Origin of the sequence: Micromonospora trifolii (genome assembly GCF_022229005.1) — a bacterium.
In the GTDB taxonomy this organism is placed as follows: Bacteria; Actinomycetota; Actinomycetes; order Mycobacteriales; family Micromonosporaceae; genus Micromonospora; species Micromonospora trifolii.
Window position 1 is genome coordinate 1 of sequence record NZ_JAKKFD010000037.1, and the last position, 19508, is coordinate 19508.

A 19508-nucleotide genomic window follows, 5' to 3' on the forward strand; every position below is an offset into this window, starting at 1 on the left:
CACCGGAAACATCCACCCCACCACCAAAACCACACCCTGGCCCACCACCGGCAGACCACGCCGCGCCGCGATCTCCGCCTTCGGCATCAGCGGCACCAACGCACACCTCATCCTCGAACAAGCACCCCACACCACGACCGAAAACAGCACCACCGCCTCCGCCGATGCCGCACCCGTCTGGGTGCTGTCCGGCAGAACCCCGGCAGCGTTGCGCGCGCAGGCCGTCAAGCTGGCCGGCCACCTCGACCGTCATCCGGACCTGCACCCCGGCGACGTCGCACACGCCCTGCTCACCAACCGCACGCACCACAGCCACCGAGCCGCGATCGTGGCGGCGGATCCAGGCGCGTTCCGGCAGGCGCTGGCCGACCTGGCCGAGGCGCGGTCCAACCCGGACGTCATCACCGCCGAGGCCGTCGAAGCTCCCGGCGACCCGGTGTTCGCCTTCGGCGGGCAGGGAGCACAGTGGGCCGGCATGGGCCGCGGCCTCTACGGGGTCCACCCGGTCTTCACCGCCGCCCTGGACGAGACCTGCGCGGAGCTGGACCGGCACCTGGACGGCGTCGCGTTGCTGGACGTGATCCGTGACCGGCCCGAGGCATTGCAGGACACCACGTACACGCAGCCCGCGCTGTTCGCCGTACAGACCGCGCTGTTCCGGACGCTGCGCCACCACGGCATCGCCCCGGCGCGCCTGGTCGGGCACTCGATCGGCGAACTGACCGCCGCGCACGCCGCTGGCATCCTGTCGCTGAGCGACGCCGCCCGCCTCGTCGCCACCCGGGCGCGACTGATGGGCTCCGCCCCGGCCGGAGCGATGGCATCGATCGAACTGCCCGCCGAGGATGTCGCCGCGATAGCCGAGCGGTACGGCGTCGTGATCGCGGCCGTCAACTCGCCGACGGCGACGGTGGTCTCCGGGCCGTCCGCGGCCATCGACGCGATGGCCGCCGACGGCGTGCCGGCCAAACGCCTCGCCGTCTCGCACGCGTTCCACTCACCGCAGATGGATGCGGTGCTGGCCGACTTCCGCGCGACAGCCGGCACCATCACCTACGGCACGCCGGCCCTGCCGATTGCAGCCACCTGCGATTTCGCCGGGGAGCCACACGTCAGTGCCGGCTATTGGGCGCACCAACTGCGCCACACTGTCACGTTCGCCCCCGCGCTGGCCGCTCTCGGCGCCAATCACACATACGTCGAGGTCGGCCCGCACCCGGCGCTGACCCCGGCGATCGGACAGACACTGCCGACGGCCACCGTGGTACCCACGCTGCGCCGTGACCGGGACGGCCGGATCGACCTGGCGCGAGCGCTGGCCCGGCTGCACGTGCTCGGCCACGCGGTGGACTTCCGCACCGCAGGCGCTCCGGTGCCGTTGCCCACCTATGCGTTCCAGCACGGCTCACACTGGCTGGCCGACCGCGGGCGGATGCCAGGCACCCCGGCTCACCCGTTCCTGACCGGAAGCGTGCGGGTCGCGACCGACGCGACGACCATCCACACTGGTCTGATCCGGCCGGGGTCACATCCGTGGCTCGCCGACCACGCCGTCGCGGGCACCGCGATCCTGCCCGCGGCCGGATTCGTCGACCTGGTGCTGGCTGCCGCCTCGTCCAGTGCGACACCGGCCCTCCTTGAGCTGATCCTGCACGCCCCGTTGGTCGTCGGGCAGGAGGCGGTGGAGCTGCAGGTCGTCGTCGGGGACCGGAACGTGACGGTGCACTCGCGACCGGCCGGCGACGGCCCGTGGACACACCACGGGACCGGCGTGCTCACCGAGGCCGCGCCGGCAGCCGGGTATGACGGCGGACCGGCCCCGGACGCCGAGGAGATCGACGGCGCTGCCGTGTACGAGGCTCTGGCCAGCCGCGGTTACCAGTACGGCCCGGCGTTCCGAGGGCTGCGCCGGGTGTGGCTCGCTGGTACGGAGATCCACGCCGACGTCGAGCTGCCCGCCGGGACACCGGCCACCGGCCATGCCGTGCACCCCGCCCTGCTTGACGCCGCCCTGCATTGCCTTGCCCCGCACGCGGTCACCCGGGACCACCCGGAGCTGCTGCTGCCGCACACGTTCGAGGGCGTCACACTGCACGGTCCGGTTCCGTCCGCGGTCCGGGTGCACGCGACCGCGACCGACCACACCGCCATCCGCTTGGAGATCACCGACCCGGTGGGCCGGCCGATCCTCACCGTGGACCGCCTGGCTCTCGCGCCGGTGGCGGCACTCGGCCCGTCCCGTGCACTGCATCGCGTCGAGTGGCATCCGGTCGATCTGCCGACCAACGCCGGTGCGAGCTCCGAGACGGTACTGATCGGCTCCCGAATGACCGGAGCACCCACCTATCCGGACCTGGACTCCTTTCTGGCCGACACGCGACCAGCACCCGCGCACGCAGTGCTCAGCCTGCCCCCCATGGCGGACACGCCCGCGAGCGCGCACGAACTCGCCGCGTTCACGCTCACGGCACTCCAGACGTGGCTGGCCAGTCCCCGTTCGGCCGAGACACACCTGACGGTGCACGCCGACCACAGCGGGGTCGCGACCGCCGCCGTCTGGGGTCTGGTGCGCACCGCCCAGAACGAGCACCCGGGCCACTTCAGCCTGCTGACCTCGGACGCAACCCGTGTCCCGGTGCACCTGCTCGGAAAATATCCCGAAGCCCTGGACCGTGCGGGGGTAACGCACGTGCCACGGCTGATGCCGGTTCCCGCGGGGGACACCGGGCCGGTCTGGGATACCACCGGCACGGTGCTCATCACCGGCGGCACCGGCACTCTCGGCGCACTGGCGGCACGGCACCTCGTCACGGTGCACGGCGCCCGGTACCTGTTGCTGCTGAGCCGCCGCGGCATGGCGGCACCGGGCGCCCGTGAGGTGCGGGACGAGCTGACCGCCCTGGGCGCCGAGGTCACCGTCGCGGCGTGCGACGCGAGTGACCGGGAGGCGGTCGCCGCCCTGCTGGACGGGGTCGACCGGCCGGTCAGTGCCGTCATCCACGCGGCCGGTGTGCTGGCTGACGCCCCGGTGCACACGATGACGCCCGAGCAGCTGCACACCGTACTGACGCCGAAGATCGACGCTGCCTGGACGCTGCACCTGCTGACCAAGGACGTGCGGACGTTCGTGCTCTATTCCTCAGCGTCGGCCGCGCTGGGCACTCCTGGCCAGGGCAACTATGCGGCCGCCAACGCCTTTCTGGACGCACTCGCCACGCTGCGGCATCAGGACGGCCTGGCCGCGACCAGCATCGCGTGGGGCATGTGGGCCGAGAGCAGCGGCATGACCAGCGGCCTGACCGACGCGGACCGCCAACGCGTCACCGACACCGGGCTGGTCCCGATCACGTCGGCGACGGGCCTTGCCCTGCTCGACCGGGCCGTCGTCGCCGGGCCCTCGGTGCTGGCGAGCCCGCTGAACTTCGCCGCGCTGCGCGGCCCGCGGGCGAACGCGCTGCTGCGGACCCTGGTGGCCACGCCTGCGGCGCCGGTCGTCGCCGCCCCGGCCGGTCTCGCGGAGAGGGTGGCGGCGGCCGTCCCGGCCGAGCGGTCCGCGATCGTTCTCGCGGCTGTCCGGGCCATCGCGGCCGAGGTTCTCGCCCACCCGGACGCGGCCTCGATCCCGGTGGACACCGGTTTCTTCAACCTGGGCTTCGACTCGCTCGGCGTGGTGGATCTGCGCAACCGGCTCAACCAGGCGACCGGCCTCGCGCTGCCGACCACGGTCGCGCTGGACCACCCGACCCCGCAGGCGATGGCCGCCTATCTGGTCGAACGGCTCGCGCCGAGCCTGGAATCGGTGCTGGTGGCCGAGATGGACCGGCTCGACGCGGTGGTCGCAGGCCTGAGCCTGACCGACGACGCCATCCGCGGACAGGCCGTCGACCGGCTGCGTGACCTGCTGCGCAAGCTCGGCGTCGACGACACTCCCGCCGTCGTACTGCCGGGCGGGCTGACCGACGCGACCTCGGCCGACGACCTGCTCGCATTCATCGACAGCGAGTTCTCCAGTCCTACACCTGCCGCGGAACAGAACCGGAGCGCACCCTGATGCCGACCGAGGCCCAGCTCGTCGAGTACCTCAAGCGGATGACCGCTGATCTCTACCAGACCCGTGAGCGTCTGCAGAAGGTGCAGAGCCAGAACAGCGAGCCGATCGCCATCGTGGGCATCGGCTGCCGGTTCCCGGGCGGCGCCGACGGGCCGGAACAGTTCTGGGACCTGGTCCGCGACGGGCGGGACGCCATCACCGGGTTCCCGGTGAACCGGGGCTGGGACGTTGACGCGATCTTCGATGCTGACCCGGACCGGCCCGGCACCACCTACACGAAGCACGGCGGGTTCCTGCACGACGCAGACCAGTTCGATCCGGCCTTCTTCGGCATCTCGCACCGGGAGGCCACTGCGATGGACCCGCAGCAGCGGCTGCTGCTGGAGACTTCATGGGAGGCGATCGAGCATGCCGGCATCGACCCGGCTGCGCTGCGCGGCAGCGGCACCGGCGTGTTCACCGGCGTGTCCGCCCACGACTACGGGCCCCGCGCGGCCGAGGCGGGTGACGGCCGGGAGGCATATCTGCTGACGGGCACCGCGACCAGCGTGGCCTCCGGGCGGATCGCGTACACGTTCGGCCTGCACGGCCCGGCGATCACCCTGGACACCGCGTGCTCGTCGTCGCTGGTGGCACTGCACCTGGCAGTACGGGCACTGCGCGCCGGTGAATGTGACCACGCGCTTGCCGGCGGTGTCGCGGTGATGCCCACGCCGGGAGTGTTCCTCGGCTTCAGCCGGCAGCGCGGGCTCGCACCGGACGGGCGTATCAAGGCGTTCTCCGCGGACGCCGACGGCACCGCGTGGGCCGAGGGCGTCGGCGTGGTCATGCTGCAACGGTTGTCCGACGCGCAGGCCCAGGGCCGGCGGGTGCTCGCGGTGATCCGCGGCAGCGCCGTCAACCAGGACGGCGCGACCAGCGCGCTGACCGTGCCGAACGGGCCCGCGCAGCAGCGGGTGATCGAGCGTGCGCTGGCGGACGCCGGCCTTTCCGCCGCCGAGATCGACGTCGTCGAGGCGCACGGCACCGGCACCACGCTGGGCGACCCGATCGAGGCCCAGGCGCTGCTGACGACGTACGGACAGCACCGCGAAGTACCGCTGCTGCTCGGCTCGGTGAAGTCCAACATCGGGCACTCGCAGGCCGCGGCGGGCATCGCCGGCGTCATCAAGATGGTGCACGCCATGAACGCGGGCGTGGTGCCGGCCACCCTGCACGCCGACGTGCCGACTCCGCACGTTGACTGGCACACGGGTGGAGTCCGACTGGCGACCGAGGCGCAGCCGTGGCCCGCGACCGACCGGCCGCGGCGCGCCGGCGTCTCAGCGTTCGGATTCGGCGGCACGAACGCGCACCTGATCCTGGAACAGGCGCCAGCCTCAACCCGCAACGACGAGCCCGCCACCGAGGGGCCGCACCCGTGGCTGCTGTCCGGCCGCACTGCCGATGCCCTGCGTGACCAGGCCGCAAGGTTGCTGTCCCACCTCGGCACCCACCCGGACCTCGACTCGCGCGACGTCGCACACACGCTGGCCACCGCGCGCACCCACCACAAGCATCGCGCCGTTATCGTCGCCGGCGATGCCGCGGAATACCGGCAGGCACTGGCCGACCTGGTCGCCGACGTGCCCAACCCGAACGTGGTCAGCACGCCAGCCGACGGCGCACCGGCCGACCCCCGGCTCGTGTTCGTCTTCCCAGGCCAGGGCAACCAGGCGGCCGGGATGGCGAAACGGCTGTACGAGACCGAGCCGGTGTTCGCCCGGCGCCTCGACGAGTGCGCGGAGGCGCTCGCCCCGCACACCGACTGGTCGCTGCACGATCTCGTCGTGAACTCGGGCGCTGCCACCGACATCGGCAGGGTCGAGGTCACCCAGCCCGCCCTGTTCGCGGTGATGACCGGCCTCGCCGGGGTGCTTGCTCACCACGGGATCGTCCCGGACGCGGTGATCGGGCATTCGCAGGGCGAGATCGCCGCCGCACACGTCGCGGGATCGCTGAGCCTGGCCGACGCTGCGCACCTGGTCGCGCACCGGGCCACCTGCATCGCGGCGATTCAAGGCAGTGGTCTGATGGCCGCGGTCGGGCTGTCCCCCGACGACCTGGCGCCGCGTCTCGCCGCCGCCGGTGATGCGGTGTCGATCGCGGCGATCAACTCGTCCACGTCGACGGTCGTCTCCGGCGACGTCGACGCGGTGCGACGGCTCGTCGCCGAGCTCAGCGACGAGGGGGTCCGCACCAGTGTCCTGCCGGTGAACTACGCCAGCCACTCCGATCACATGAAGCGGCTGCGACCGAGGCTCGCCGAGCTGACCGTCGCCGGCCATCCGCCCCGGGTGCCGCACTACAGCACCGTCGTCGGCGGTTTGTTGGCCGAGGCGCCGACCACCGAATACTGGTGGCGTAACCTGCGCGAGCCGGTGCGGTTCCACCCGGCCGTGCGGGCGCTTGCCGCTGACGGGCACCACACGTACCTCGAACTGTCACCGCACCCGACCCTCACGCCGGCGCTCGGCGACATCCTCGGTCCGGACGCCGCCGTCATCGCCACCCTGCACCGCGACCGGGACGACCGGGTGTCGCTGCTGCACACCCTCGCGCGGCTGTTCGTCCAGGGCCACAACCCGATCTGGCACACGACGGGCAACCACGTCCCGCTGCCGACGTACGCATTCCAGCACACCTCGCACTGGCTGCGGCCAACCGGCACCGCGGCGGCCCGAACCGGCAATGGGCACCCGCTGCTGACCGACGTGATTCACCTCGCCGACGTGGACGCAACCGTCCTCACCGGGCGTTTGCACCGCATCGACCAGGCCTGGCTCGCCGACCACACGGTCGCCGGCACCGTTGTGCTGCCCGCTGCCGCGATGGTGGAGATGGCGCTGCACGCGGGCACCCACACCGCGACGCCGTACCTGCGTGAACTGACCCTGCACGCGCCGCTCGCACAGGGTGCGGAGGCCACCACCCTGCAGGTCTTCGTGAGCGGCGACCGGACCGTAACGATCCACTCCCGGCCCGCTGCCGACGTGGGTGACCAGCCGTGGACCCACCATGCCAGCGGTGTCCTGACCGCGGCCCCGCCCGTTGCGCATGACCTCGTGAGCGAGTGGCCGCCCGCGGGCTCTCCGGCCGAGCCGGACGGAATCTACGCCGGGCTCGAAACGCGCGGGCTGGTGTACGGGCCGGCCTTCCGGGGCCTGACCGCCGCGTGGACGGCCGGCGACGAGGTGTACGCCGAGGCGACCCTGCCCGGTAGCGGCGAGACCAGCGGGTTCGGCATCCATCCGGCCCTGTTCGACGCGGCGCTGCACTGCCTCGCGCTGCATCCGCTCGGCGCGGGTGACGCGACCCTGGTGCCGTACGCGTTCGCCGACGTGACCCTGCACGCCGCGGACGCGACCGCCGTGCGGGTGCGGGTGGCGCCGGCCGGGCCGAACGCGGTCCGGATCACGGTCACCGACCCGCTCGGCGTACCCGTGCTGACCGTCGGATCGCTAGCGCTGCGCCCGCTCGGCGAACGGCCGGTCGCCGCCGGACCCGCCAACGTTCTGCACACCATCGAGTGGGTGCCGCTGCCTGAGCCGATCACGGCCGACGGCGACCCGTCGGACCCTGTCCTCCTCAACGTGCCCGAGGCGCCGGCCGGTGACGCTGCCGCGGCGCACCGGCTCACCGCTGGTGTGCTGGCCGACCTGCGCGCCTGGCTCGCCGAGGACCGGCCGGACGCTCGCCTGACCGTGCGCACCACCCGGGCGTTGGACGGCGATCCCGCGCATGCCGCCGTGTTCGGGCTGCTCCGGGCCGCGCAGAGTGAACACCCGGACCGGATCGCGGTGCTGGACACCGACCGCGCCGACGCGGCCATCACGCCGGCCGTGATGGCCGCGCTGCGGTCCCATCCCGTGGTGCGGGTGCGTGACGGCGTACCGCACACCCCCCGACTACGGTCGGCCGTCACGCCGCTCGCACCGCCGCCCGGGGCGACAGCGTGGAAGCTGGACAGCACCGGCACCGGGACGCTCGACGGTGTCGCGGCCCTGGACTGGCCCGAGGCTGCCGCTCCGCTTGCTGCCGGGGTGATTCGGGTCGCGCTGCGGGCTGCGGGCGTGAATTTCCGCGACGTGCTGGTGACCCTCGGCATGGTCCCCGGCCAGTCCGGGATCATCCGTGAGGGCGCGGGCGTGGTGACCGAGGTCGGCCCCGGAGTGACCGGCCTGGCCCCGGGGGACCGGGTGTACGGCCTGTTCCCGGACGGTGTGGGCCCGGTCTCGGTGACCGACCACCGGCTGGTCGCGGCCATACCTCCGCGGTGGACGTTCGAGCAGGCGGCCGGTGCGGCCGTCGCCTACCTGACCGCGTACGAATCCCTGCGTGACGTGCCCGCCCTTCGTACGGGCGGTGCACTGCTGGTGCACACGGCCAGCGGTGGCGTCGGCATGGCCGCGATCCACCTGGCCCGGCACTGGGGTGCCGAGGTCTACGCGACGGCGAGCCCGGCGAAGCAGTCGGTGCTGCGCGAACTGGGCGTGCCTGCGGCGCATCTGGCCTCGTCGCGGGACCTGGCGTTCGAGGACGGGTTCCGGGCCGCGACCGGTGGGCGCGGCGTGGACGTCGTACTCAACTCCCTCGCTGACGCCGCGATCGACGCGTCCTTGCGGCTGGTCGTGGACGGTGGTCGGTTCATCGAGATGGGCAAGACCCAGATCCGCGACGCCGGCACCGTGCAGGCCGAGCATCCCGGGCTCACCTACCAGGTGTACGACCTGACCGCGACTCCACCGGATCGGGTACAGGAACTGCTCGCCGCGCTGGCACCATTGTTCGCCGACGGCACCCTGCCACCGGCTCCGGTGTCCACCTGGGACCTGCTCGATGTGCGGCGGGCACTGGGCCACATGAGCCGCGCCCAGCACACCGGCAAGATCGTGCTCACCGTACGGCCCGCGTTGGACCCGGAGGGCACTGTCCTGATCACCGGGGCGGGCACCCTCGGCGCACTCACCGCACGGCACCTGGTCGCCACGCGTGGGATGCGTCACCTGATGCTCACCAGCCGTCGCGGCGCGGACGCCCCGGGCATGGACGAACTCCGTGCCGAGCTGGCCGCCCTGGGTGCGACAGTTACTGTCGCCGCATGTGACACCGGCGACCGGGAGGCCGTGCGGGCGCTGTTGGACGGCATCCCGGCCGATCACCCGCTGACCGCGGTGATCCACACCGCCGGTGTGCTCGCCGACGGTCCGGTGCACGCCATGACCGACGAGGCCCTGCACACAGTGCTCTCGCCGAAGGCCGACGGGGCCTTCCATCTGCACGAGCTGACCCGCGACCACGACCTGGCCGCGTTCGTCCTGTACTCGTCCGCGTCGGCGGCGTTCGGTGCGCCCGGCCAGGCCAACTACGCCGCGGCCAACGCGTTCCTCGACGGGCTGGCCGAATCCCGGCGTGCGGCGGGTCTGCCCGGCACCAGCATCGCGTGGGGACTGTGGTCCGACTCCAGCGCGATGACCGGCCATCTCACCGAGGTCGACCGTCGCCGGATCGCCCGTACCGGCCTGGTGCCGATCGACACCCGGACCGGTCTCGCGTTGCTGGACCAGGCCCTGGCATCCCCCGAGCCGCACCTGATCGCCGCACCGGTGAACCTCGCCGTGCTGCGCGACCCGGCCGCCGCCGTCCCGCCGTTGCTGCGGACGCTTGTGCGGTCGGTCGCCCTGCCACAGGCGGCCGCCGCCAGGACGAGTCCGGCGGCGGCCGACCGGCTGAGCGGTCTCCCACCCGCCGAGCGGCGGGCCGCGGTAACCGACGTGGTACGCGCGACGGTCGCAGCCGTGCTCGCACACCCCGACCCGGCGGCCATCGATGGCGACCAGACGTTCAAGGCGCTCGGCGTTGACTCACTCACCGCCGTTCAGGTACGCAATCTGCTGTCGCGAGCGATCGGCAGCACACTGCCCGCGACGCTGGTCTTCGACCATCCGACCCCGAACGCGGTGGTGGATCTGCTGCTGGCGGACCTGCTGCCGGTCCGAGAGACGCACACACCGGGTGCCGCCGAAGCGGTCGGGCACCAGCCGATCGCGATCGTCGGTATGGGCTGTCGCTACCCGGGCGGGGTCACCTCGCCGGACGGGCTGTGGGACCTGGTGCTGGCCGGGCAGGACGCGATCACCGGGTTCCCGGCCGATCGGGGCTGGGATCTCGCCGCACTCTGGGACCCGGATCCGGACCGCTCCGGTACCAGTTACACCCGGCACGGTGGGTTCCTCACCGACGCCGACAAATTCGATCCCGCGTTCTTCGGCATCTCGCCGCGCGAGGCCACCGCTATGGATCCCCAGCAGCGGCTGTTGCTGGAGACCGCGTGGGAGACACTGGAAGACGCGGGCATCGATCCGACGTCGCTGCGTGGTTCCGCGGCCGGTGTCTTCACCGGCGTCGTGCACGACTACTACGGCAGCGGCCTCACCCCGGATCAGTCCGGCGACCACGACGGCTACCTGCTGACCGGCAGTACGACGAGTGTCGCGTCCGGCCGCATCGCCTACACGCTGGGACTGCAAGGCCCGGCCATCACCGTTGACACCGCCTGCTCCTCCTCGCTCGTCGCCATCCACCTCGCCACCACGGCGCTGCGCGGCGGCGAATGCGATCTCGCCCTGGCCGGTGGGGTGGCCGTGATGCCCACCCCAGGGCTGTTCCAGGAGTTCAGCCGCCAGCGCGGATTGTCCGGGGACGGGCGGGTCAAGGCGTTCGCCGCCGCGGCCGACGGCACCGGCTTCGCCGAGGGGGTCGGGATGGTCGCGTTGATGCGGTTGTCCGACGCCCGGGCACAGGGCCGTCCCGTTCTGGCCGTGCTGCGTGGTTCAGCTGTCAACTCCGACGGCGCGTCCAACGGCCTCACCGCACCCAACGGGCCCGCCCAGCGCCGGGTCATCGAGCGTGCCCTGGCCGATGCCGGGTTGGAGCCGTCCGAGGTGGACGTCGTCGAGGCCCACGGCACCGGAACCAGCCTGGGCGACCCGATCGAGGCCCAGGCCATTCTCGGCGTGTACGGCCAGAACCGGACGGTTCCCCTGCTGCTCGGGTCGATCAAGTCCAACATCGGGCACACCCAGGCCGCGGCCGGCGTCGCCGGGGTGATCAAAGCGGTCCGGGCGCTCGATGCGGGAGTGGTACCGGCCACACTGCACGTCGACGCGCCCACGCCGCACGTCGACTGGTCGGCCGGCCGGGTCGCGTTGGCCACCGAGAACACGCCGTGGCCGCGGACCGACCGGCCGCGCCGCGCTGCGGTGTCGTCGTTCGGGATCAGTGGCACCAACGCCCACCTGATCCTCGAGCAGGCTCCGTCCACGTCGAAGCACGCCACCACACCCGAACCGGACGGCCGGCCGCTCGCCTGGCCGATCTCGGCGAAATCCCCGCAGGCCCTGCGGGAGCAGGCCCGCAGACTGCTGCGGCACCTGACCGAGCACCCGAACCTGGCCGACGCCGACATCGCGCACTCGCTGGCCACCGCCCGGGCCCACCTCACGCACCGCGCGGTGATCGTCGCCGCCGACCGGACCGCCTTAACCGCCGCGCTCGCCGACCTGGCCGCGAACCGGCCCAACCCGGACCTGATCGTCGGCCAGGGGACAGCGGGCACACCGGTGTTCGTCTTCGGCGGGCAGGGCGCGCAGTGGGCCGGAATGGGCCGCGCCCTCTACGGCACGCACCCGGTGTTCACCAGTGCCCTGGATGACGTGCTGACCCACCTCGACCACCCGCTGCGCGCGGTGATCCTGGCCGAGCCCGGCACCCCCGAAGCCGCACTACTGGACGAAACCGCCTACACCCAGCCCGCTTTGTTCGCGATTCAGGTGGCCCTGTCCGAGACGCTGGCACATCACGGAATCGCCCCGGCCCGGCTCGTCGGGCATTCGATCGGAGAGTTGACAGCGGCGTACGTCGCGGGCGTGCTCACGCTGCGCGACGCGGCACGGCTGGTCACCATCCGGGCCAGGCTGATGGGTGCGGCGAACAGTGGCGGGGGAGCCATGGCCGCCGTCGAACTGTCCGAGGCGGAGGTCGAACGGCGGATCGACCCGTACGGCGGCCGGATCTCGGTCGGCGCTGTCAACTCCCCCCGGAGCACTGTTGTGTCCGGCGACGCCGACGCCGTCGCCGAACTGACCCGCGAGGTGCAGGGCGACGGCGTACGGGTGACGGCGCTTCGGGTCTCGCATGCGTTCCACTCACCGCACATGGATGGCGCGGTCACCGATTTCCATGCGGCCGCGGCGACCGTGACGCACGCCGCGTCCCGCATCCCGATAACGCCCACGGCTGCCGTCGAGGGCCCGGCTCACCAGAGTGCCGACTACTGGGCCCAGCAGATCCGCGCGGCCGTCGCGTTCGCCCCGGCAATCTCCGAAATCGGCGCGGGGCACACGTTCGTGGAGATCTCTCCGCACCCGACGTTGACCCCTGCGATCGAGGAGACGCTCGACGGCGCGGTCACCGTCACCACGCTGCGGCGTGACACGGACGACCGGGTACGCCTGATGCACGCTCTGGGCCACCTGCACACCCTGGGCCACACCGTCGACTGGCGCACCGCCGGCACAGTGGTTCCGCTGCCGACCTACGCGTTCCAGCACACCTCGCACTGGGCGCGGCCCGCACCGGCGGCCGTCGCACCGCGCGACGAGCACCCGCTGCTCGGCACGCCGGTCCGGCTAGCCGGCGCACCGGGCAGCTGGTTCAGCCGGACGCTGACCCCCGAGGACCCGGCGTTCCTCAGCCAGCACCGCCTGCACGGCGTACCCGTGCTGCCCGCCGCGGCCATGGTCGAGTGGGTGCTCGCCGCGGCCCGTGCCGCCCGGCCGAGCCCCGACTGGGAGCTGTCCGATCTGGCCTTCACCGAGTTCCTGCACTTCGCGGACGGGGTCGGCGTGACCGCGCAGGCCGTCGTGGAGTCCGACGGCGACGCGCTGCGAATTCGCGGCTACGGCCAGGCCGCCACCGGGCACGACGCGGACTGGACTGTGCACGTGATCGCCACGGCCGCGCCCGCGGAACCGCTCGCCGGCACCCTCGACCTGGACGGATTGCGGACCCGGCTGGCCGAGCGCCCGACCGGCGACCTGTACGAGCGCCTGCACCGCAGCCGCGTCGAGTACGGGCACCTGTTCCGAGGGCTGCGCGAGGTACGCCGTACCGGTTCGGCTGCGCTGGCCCTGATCGAGGTCGACGGGCTCGACGGGCGCGGACTCACTGCCCACCCCGCGATACTCGACGCCTGCTTCCAAGTGGTCACCGCGTTCGTGGAACCGGGCGGGGACACTCTGCTGCTGCCCACCGGCGTACAGAGCCTGCGAATGGGTGCCGACCTACCCGCCCGAGTCTGGTGCCATGCCCGTAAGCAGGACGGCGACGGCGTCACCATCGACATCGACATCGCCGACGACAGTGGTGTCGTGCTCGCTGCCGTACGCGGCCTGGTGTTCCAACCGGTGCCCCGTAGCCGCCTGAGCCGTCTCGCGGGCGCACGTCCGAAGGTTCTCCAGCGGGAGTGGCGGGAGGCCGAGCCCGTCGGCGCGCCCGCCCTGGATGGTGTGTGGCTGGTGATCGGCGACGACCACGAGAGTCAAGCTCGCTGGCGGGAGGCACTTGCCGAATTCGGTGCCAAGTCGGTGGAGCTGAGCATCGGGGACGGGCCTGAGCCCGAGCCCGAGGTGAGCGGCATCATCCTGGACACCCGACCACTCGACGGCACCTGGACCCCCGACGCGTACAGCGCTGCGGCGCGGCAGACGCTGCTGACGCTCAAGGACGTGCTGCGCGTCTACGCCGGTCAGCGGCCTGACCTGGTGCTGTGCTCGGGCGGTGCCGGACACGACGGGGACCTCAGCCAGGCGGTGATCACCGCAGCGGTCGCCGCCGTCACCGCGGAGTACCCGGACCTGCGCTGCTTACAGGTCGACCAAGCCGTGACCAGCCCACGCGAAGTGCTGACCGCCGCTTGCGGACTGCCCGGATCCGGCCACCTGGCCATGCGGGACGGTCGCTGGCACCGCGCGGTCCTCACCGAGCGGTCCCTACCCGCATCGGCGACGGCACGGATGGGCATCCGCCCGGACGGGACGTACCTGGTGACCGGCGGCCTCGGCGGCCTGGGCCTGGAGCTGGCCGGGTGGCTGGCCGACCAGGGAGCCCGGACGCTGGTGCTGACCGGTCGCGGCACGACGGAGCCCGCACAGGTCAGCCGTCTGCGGGCGACAGGCGTACGGGTCGAGGTGCGGCGTGCCGATGTCACCGTCGAGGCCGACGTGCGGACCCTGTTCGACGACGTCGCAGCCGGTCTGCCCCCGCTACGCGGGGTGTTCCACCTCGCGGGTGTCACCGAGGACCAGCCGCTGGCGGACCTCGATCCCGGCGCGCTGGACAGGGTTCTCGCCCCGAAGGTGACCGGTGCTTGGCGGCTGCACGAGGCCACCGCCCGACTCGACCTCGACCACTTCGTGTTGTTCTCCTCGATGGCCTCGCTGATCGGCTCGCCCGGTCAGGCCGGGTACACCGCGGCGAACGCGTTCCTGGACGCCCTCGCCGTCCGGCGGCGGGCCGACGGGCTGGCCGCGACATCGGTGAGCTGGGGTGTGTGGGCGGACTCCGGGATGGCCGCCCGGCGTGACCTCACCGAGCGGCTGGCCGCGGGCGGTATCGACGCGATGCCCGCCAGGCACGCGCTGGACGCGTTCGGCCGGGTGGCCGCGACCGCGCCTGCCCACCTGGGTCTGGCTGCCGTCGACTGGCTGCGGTACGCGGCGGCCAACCCGCGGCGGCGGCCGTACACGTTGCTGGGGGATCTCGTCGATGACGAGCCGGTGGCCGCCGACGTGCTGGACCTGACCGCGCTGACCGCGCTGGCCGCGAGCGACCCGGCCGCGGCCCGCCGGGCGGTGCTCGACGGATTGCTCGATCTCACCGCGACGCTGCTGGGAATCGGCCCGGCCACGCAGGCGGAGCTGCGGCCCGGATTCGCCGACCGCCACCTCAATACGTTGGGTCTCGACTCGCTGACCACGGTCCGGCTGCGTGGCCGGGTTCGGTCGGACTTCGGTGCCGAGGTGCCGTCCGATGTCATCTTCGGCGGCACGGCCGACGCGGTCGCCGATCACGTCCTGCGCGGGCTCGCGGTGCGCGGCGTGCTCGCTGACGACGACACCCCGTTTGACGACGATGCCGAGGTGTTCACGCTGTGACCATGCCCGGAACTGCGAAAGGAAGCCGGCTGTGAACACCGTCGAACGCGTACTCGCCGAGCTGGCCGGTGTCGGCGGCCGAATCAAGCTCGTTGGCACGGACGGCCTCCAGCTCAGTGCGCCCAAGGGCAGCCTGTCCGCCGAACTGCGCGCCGCGCTGGCCGAGCACAAGGCCGACATCATCGTCGCGCTCTCCCGGGCCGGTGCGGTCGGACCCGATCCCACAGTGCCGACCGTGCAGGCGGACCGGGCGAACTGGACCGAGCCGTTTCCGCCGTCGGACTTGCAGCAGTCGTTCATCATCGGCAGCCGCGAGGGCTTCGAGTTCCATGTCCGCCCGCACCAGTACGTCGAGCAGGAGTTCGACGAACTGGACCCGGCCCGGTTCGAGAGGGCGTTCAACGCGGCGCTGCACCGGCAGCGGCACAATCTGGTCGTCGTCGGCCCGGACATGATGCTGCGGCCGGTGGTCGACCCGGCCCCGGTCAGGGTGACCGTGGACGACCTCACCGGACTGCCCGAGGCCGAGGCGTACGACCGGATGGAGCAGGTGCGGGCGATCATGCGGCGCGAGGAGCCCGCCCACGACCGGTGGCCGTGGGTGACCCCGCACCTCAGCGTCTATGGGCCGGGCCGGGTCCGGTTGCACTACAACCACAACAGCCTGTTCGGCGACGCGCCGAGTGGTGTCCGGCTGCTCGCCGATGTGCTGCACTACTACGAGCACCCCGACCAACCGCTGCCCGAGTTGGAGGTGTCCTACCGGGACTGCGCGCGCGCTCTCGCCGAACTGGAGGACGGCCCGCTCGGTCAGGCGTCGGAGAAATACTGGCGGGAGCGGATGGCTGACTGGCCGGAGGCACCGAACCTGCCGCTGGTGGCCGGTGCTGAACACCGTGGGCGCTCCCGGCTCAGCCGGCGCGAGCTGCTGATCGACCCGCCGCTGTGGGACGCGCTGAAAGCTGAAGCCCAGCGCCGGGCGCTGACCATGACCACGGTTCTCCTGGGCGCGCACGCGGAGGTGCTGGCGTACTGGAGCGGGTCACGGCATTTCCTGCTGAACAACATGGTCACTCACCGGGTGCTGCCGCTGCATCCGCAACTGCCCGAGATCCTGGGCAACTTCGCCTCCCTCTACCCGCTCGAAGTGGACTGGCGGCCCGCCGAGGGTTTCGCCGAGCGGGTCAAGCGGTTGCAGGCGCAGGTGCTCGCCGACGCCGAGCACGTCTACTGGAGCGGCACGAAAGTCCTGCAGACCCTCAACGAGGTACGTCGGACGCCCGGTCGCGCGGTGTGCCCGTTCGCGGTGGGCAGCGCGTTGTTCGTCGGCCCGACCGATCGGCCCCCGTACTCGATGCTGGAGACACCGCAGACCCTGCTCGACACGGAGTTCTGGGAGCTGCGCGACGGTCGTCTGTGGGTGATCTGGGACGTCATCGAGCAGATGTTCCCGGACGGCCTGGTGGACGCGATGTTCGACGGCTTTCGGCGGGTGCTGACCGCCCTGGCCACCGATGCCGACTCCTGGTCACGACAAGCGTTCGACCTGTTGCCCGAGGCGCAGCGGGACCGGCCGGCGACGGTGGCCGCGCCGCCCACGGGGCTGCTGCACGACGCGTTGTCCGCTCGCGCCGCCGATTTGGCGGACACCACCGCCGTGGTCGACGCACACGGCACAGTCTCGTACGGAAGCCTCGACGCGCACGTGACCGCCCTGGCCCGGCGTCTGCAGGACGCGGGTGTCGGCCCGGGAGACTACGTCGCAGTGGCCATGGCCAAACGCGCCGAGCAGGTCGCCGGCGTGCTCGGCGCGCTGACCGCGGGCGGGGCGTACGTGCCGATCGACCCGTCGTGGCCACGGGAGCGGCTCCGGTTCCTGCTCGCCGACACCGCGGCCACGGCCGTGGTCACCACCGAAGACCTGCGGGATGAGCTGACCGCGGTCACCGACGTACCGGTGCTGACGGTAGACATCCAGTCGCCGCCCGTCGTCACCGAACCGCCCGCACCGGTCCGGCGCGTCGCCACCGAGCACGCGTACGTGATCTACACGTCCGGATCGACGGGTACGCCGAAGGGTGCGGTGCTCGACCACCGTGGCCCGCTCAACACCGTCATCGACATCAACCGCCGCTTTGGCATCGGCGCCGACGACGTCGTGTTCGGTGTCTCCTCGCTGTGTTTCGACCTGTCGGTGTACGACGTGTTCGGCACCGTCGCGGCGGGCGCCAAGCTGGTGCTGCCGGACGGCAACCAGACCGACCCGGCCGCCTGGCTGGACACGGTGGCGGGGCACGGGGTGACCGTCTGGAACTCGGTGCCGGCGATCATGCAACTGTTCACCGAGGCGGCGATTCGCGCCGACATCCGGTTGCCCGCGCTGCGGACCGTGCTGCTCAGCGGTGACTGGATTCCTGTCGGCCTGCCCGCGAAGATCAACCAGATCGCGCCGAACGCCCGGGTGATCAGCCTGGGCGGGGCGACCGAGGCGTCGATCTGGTCGATCTGCTACCCGATCGACGAGCCGGATCCGAGCTGGGTCAGCGTTCCCTACGGCAAGCCGCTGACCGGGCAGAGCTGGCACATCCTGGACGAGCACGGCCGGGACGCACCGACCTGGACGACGGGGCATCTGCACATCGGCGGCGTCGGTGTCGCCCTGGGCTACCTGGGTGACGCGGACCGGACCGCGGCGGCCTTCGTCCGACACCCGGTCACCGGCGAGCGGTTGTACCGCACCGGGGACCTCGGCCGCTACCTGCCCGACGGCAACATCGAGTTCCTCGGCCGGGCCGATTTCCAGGTCAAGATCCAGGGCTTCCGGGTCGAACCCGGGGAGATCGAGCAGGCGCTGCTGGAATGTGCGGGCGTCGAGCAGGCCACCGTACTGGCCCGCGCCACCGGTTCCGGCCGGCAGCTGGCCGCGTTCGTGGTCGGGCCGGACGCGGCGCAGGCCGCCGCGCTGCGCGCTGAGCTGGGTGCGCGGTTGCCCGCGTACATGATTCCCAGTGCCATCACCGCGCTCGCTGCGCTGCCGCTGACCGGCAACGGCAAGCTCGACCGGGTGGCGCTCGAATCGCTGGCCCGGCCTGAGCGGACCGACGACGCCGACGCGGCGCCGAGCACCGCGACCGAGACGGCACTGGCCCGGATCTGGGCGGAGATCCTGTCCGTGGACGAGGTCGGCCCGCACGACGACTTCTTCGACCTGGGCGGGCAATCGTTCGCCGCGCTGCGGGTGATCGGGCGCATCTCCGAGGTGCTGGGCGGCCGCGTGCCGATGGGCATCCTGCTGGAGAGGCGGACCGTACGGGCGCTGGCGGACTTCCTCGACTCGGCGCCCAGCGCGTGGTCCCCGCTGGTGCGGTTGCGCACCGAGGGCACGGGTACGGCCTGGTCCCTGGTGCATCCGGCCGGCGGCAACGTGCTGTGCTACCGGTGGCTGGCCGAGATGTTGGACCGGCCGAGCTGTGCCTTCCAGGCACCCGGCCCGGCCACCGGCCACCCCGCTCTGAGCACGGTCGAGGAGTTCGCCAGGTTGTACGTCGCCGCGCTGCGCGAGGCGCAGCCGGAGGGCCCGTACCTGCTCGGTGGCTGGTCCTCGGGTGCGGTGATCGCACTGGAGATGGCACACCAGATGGAGAGCCGGGGCGAGCGGGTCGAACAGCTGGTGGTCATCGACTCGCCGCCGCCGACCGCACCGCGCGAGGTCAGTGCCGTCGAGCTGGTCCGCTGGTTCCTGGCCGACCTGAACCTGGGCATCGAAGGCCTGGCCGAGGGCCGCTACGACGCCGAGACCACGGCCATCGCCGCGCTGCCCGTGGCTGATCAGCCCGCTGCGATCAGCGCGCTGATCGACCATCCGGCAACGGCGGACGTCTCCGACGTGGCCGCGACGTTCGCGGTGTTCCGGGGGGTGGTGCTCGCCTGCAACTCGTACCACCCGCCGACAATCGCCGCAGACGTCATCGTGGTCCGCGCCGCGAAGGGAACGGTCGGCGAGTTCGCCGGCCATCCGGACCGAGCGGCCCCGGACTGGGGATGGTCTCGGGTCACCAGCGGGGCGACCACCGCGACCGCCCTCCCCGGAACGCACTACAGCCTGCTCAACGACCGCGGTCTCGCCGCGGACGTCGCGCGCCTGCTCAACCGCCGTTGATGACGAGGTCCGGTGCAGCCGGCCCGCAAGGAGGAACCCCCCG

The 19508-nt window shown here is 72.2% G+C and carries 3 protein-coding genes; all 3 read left to right on the plus strand.

Annotation, left to right across the window (positions count from 1 at the left end; all coding sequences use genetic code 11):
* The coding region (locus NIE79_RS22220; protein WP_238680398.1) for an SDR family NAD(P)-dependent oxidoreductase at positions 1 to 4051 on the plus strand (4051 nt) is incomplete at its 5' end.
* Positions 4048 to 15306 carry an SDR family NAD(P)-dependent oxidoreductase gene (locus NIE79_RS22225; protein ID WP_443677169.1) on the plus strand — a complete coding sequence of 3753 codons (11259 nt, stop codon included), beginning with the start codon at positions 4048 to 4050 and terminating at the stop codon, positions 15304 to 15306. The genes NIE79_RS22220 and NIE79_RS22225, both read left to right, overlap by 4 nt.
* 31 nt (positions 15307 to 15337) lie before the next feature.
* Positions 15338 to 19465: a non-ribosomal peptide synthetase gene (locus NIE79_RS22230; protein WP_238680400.1), complete on the plus strand. Its 4128-nt coding sequence runs from the start codon at positions 15338 to 15340 to the stop codon at positions 19463 to 19465.
* Positions 19466 to 19508 lie beyond the last annotated feature (43 nt).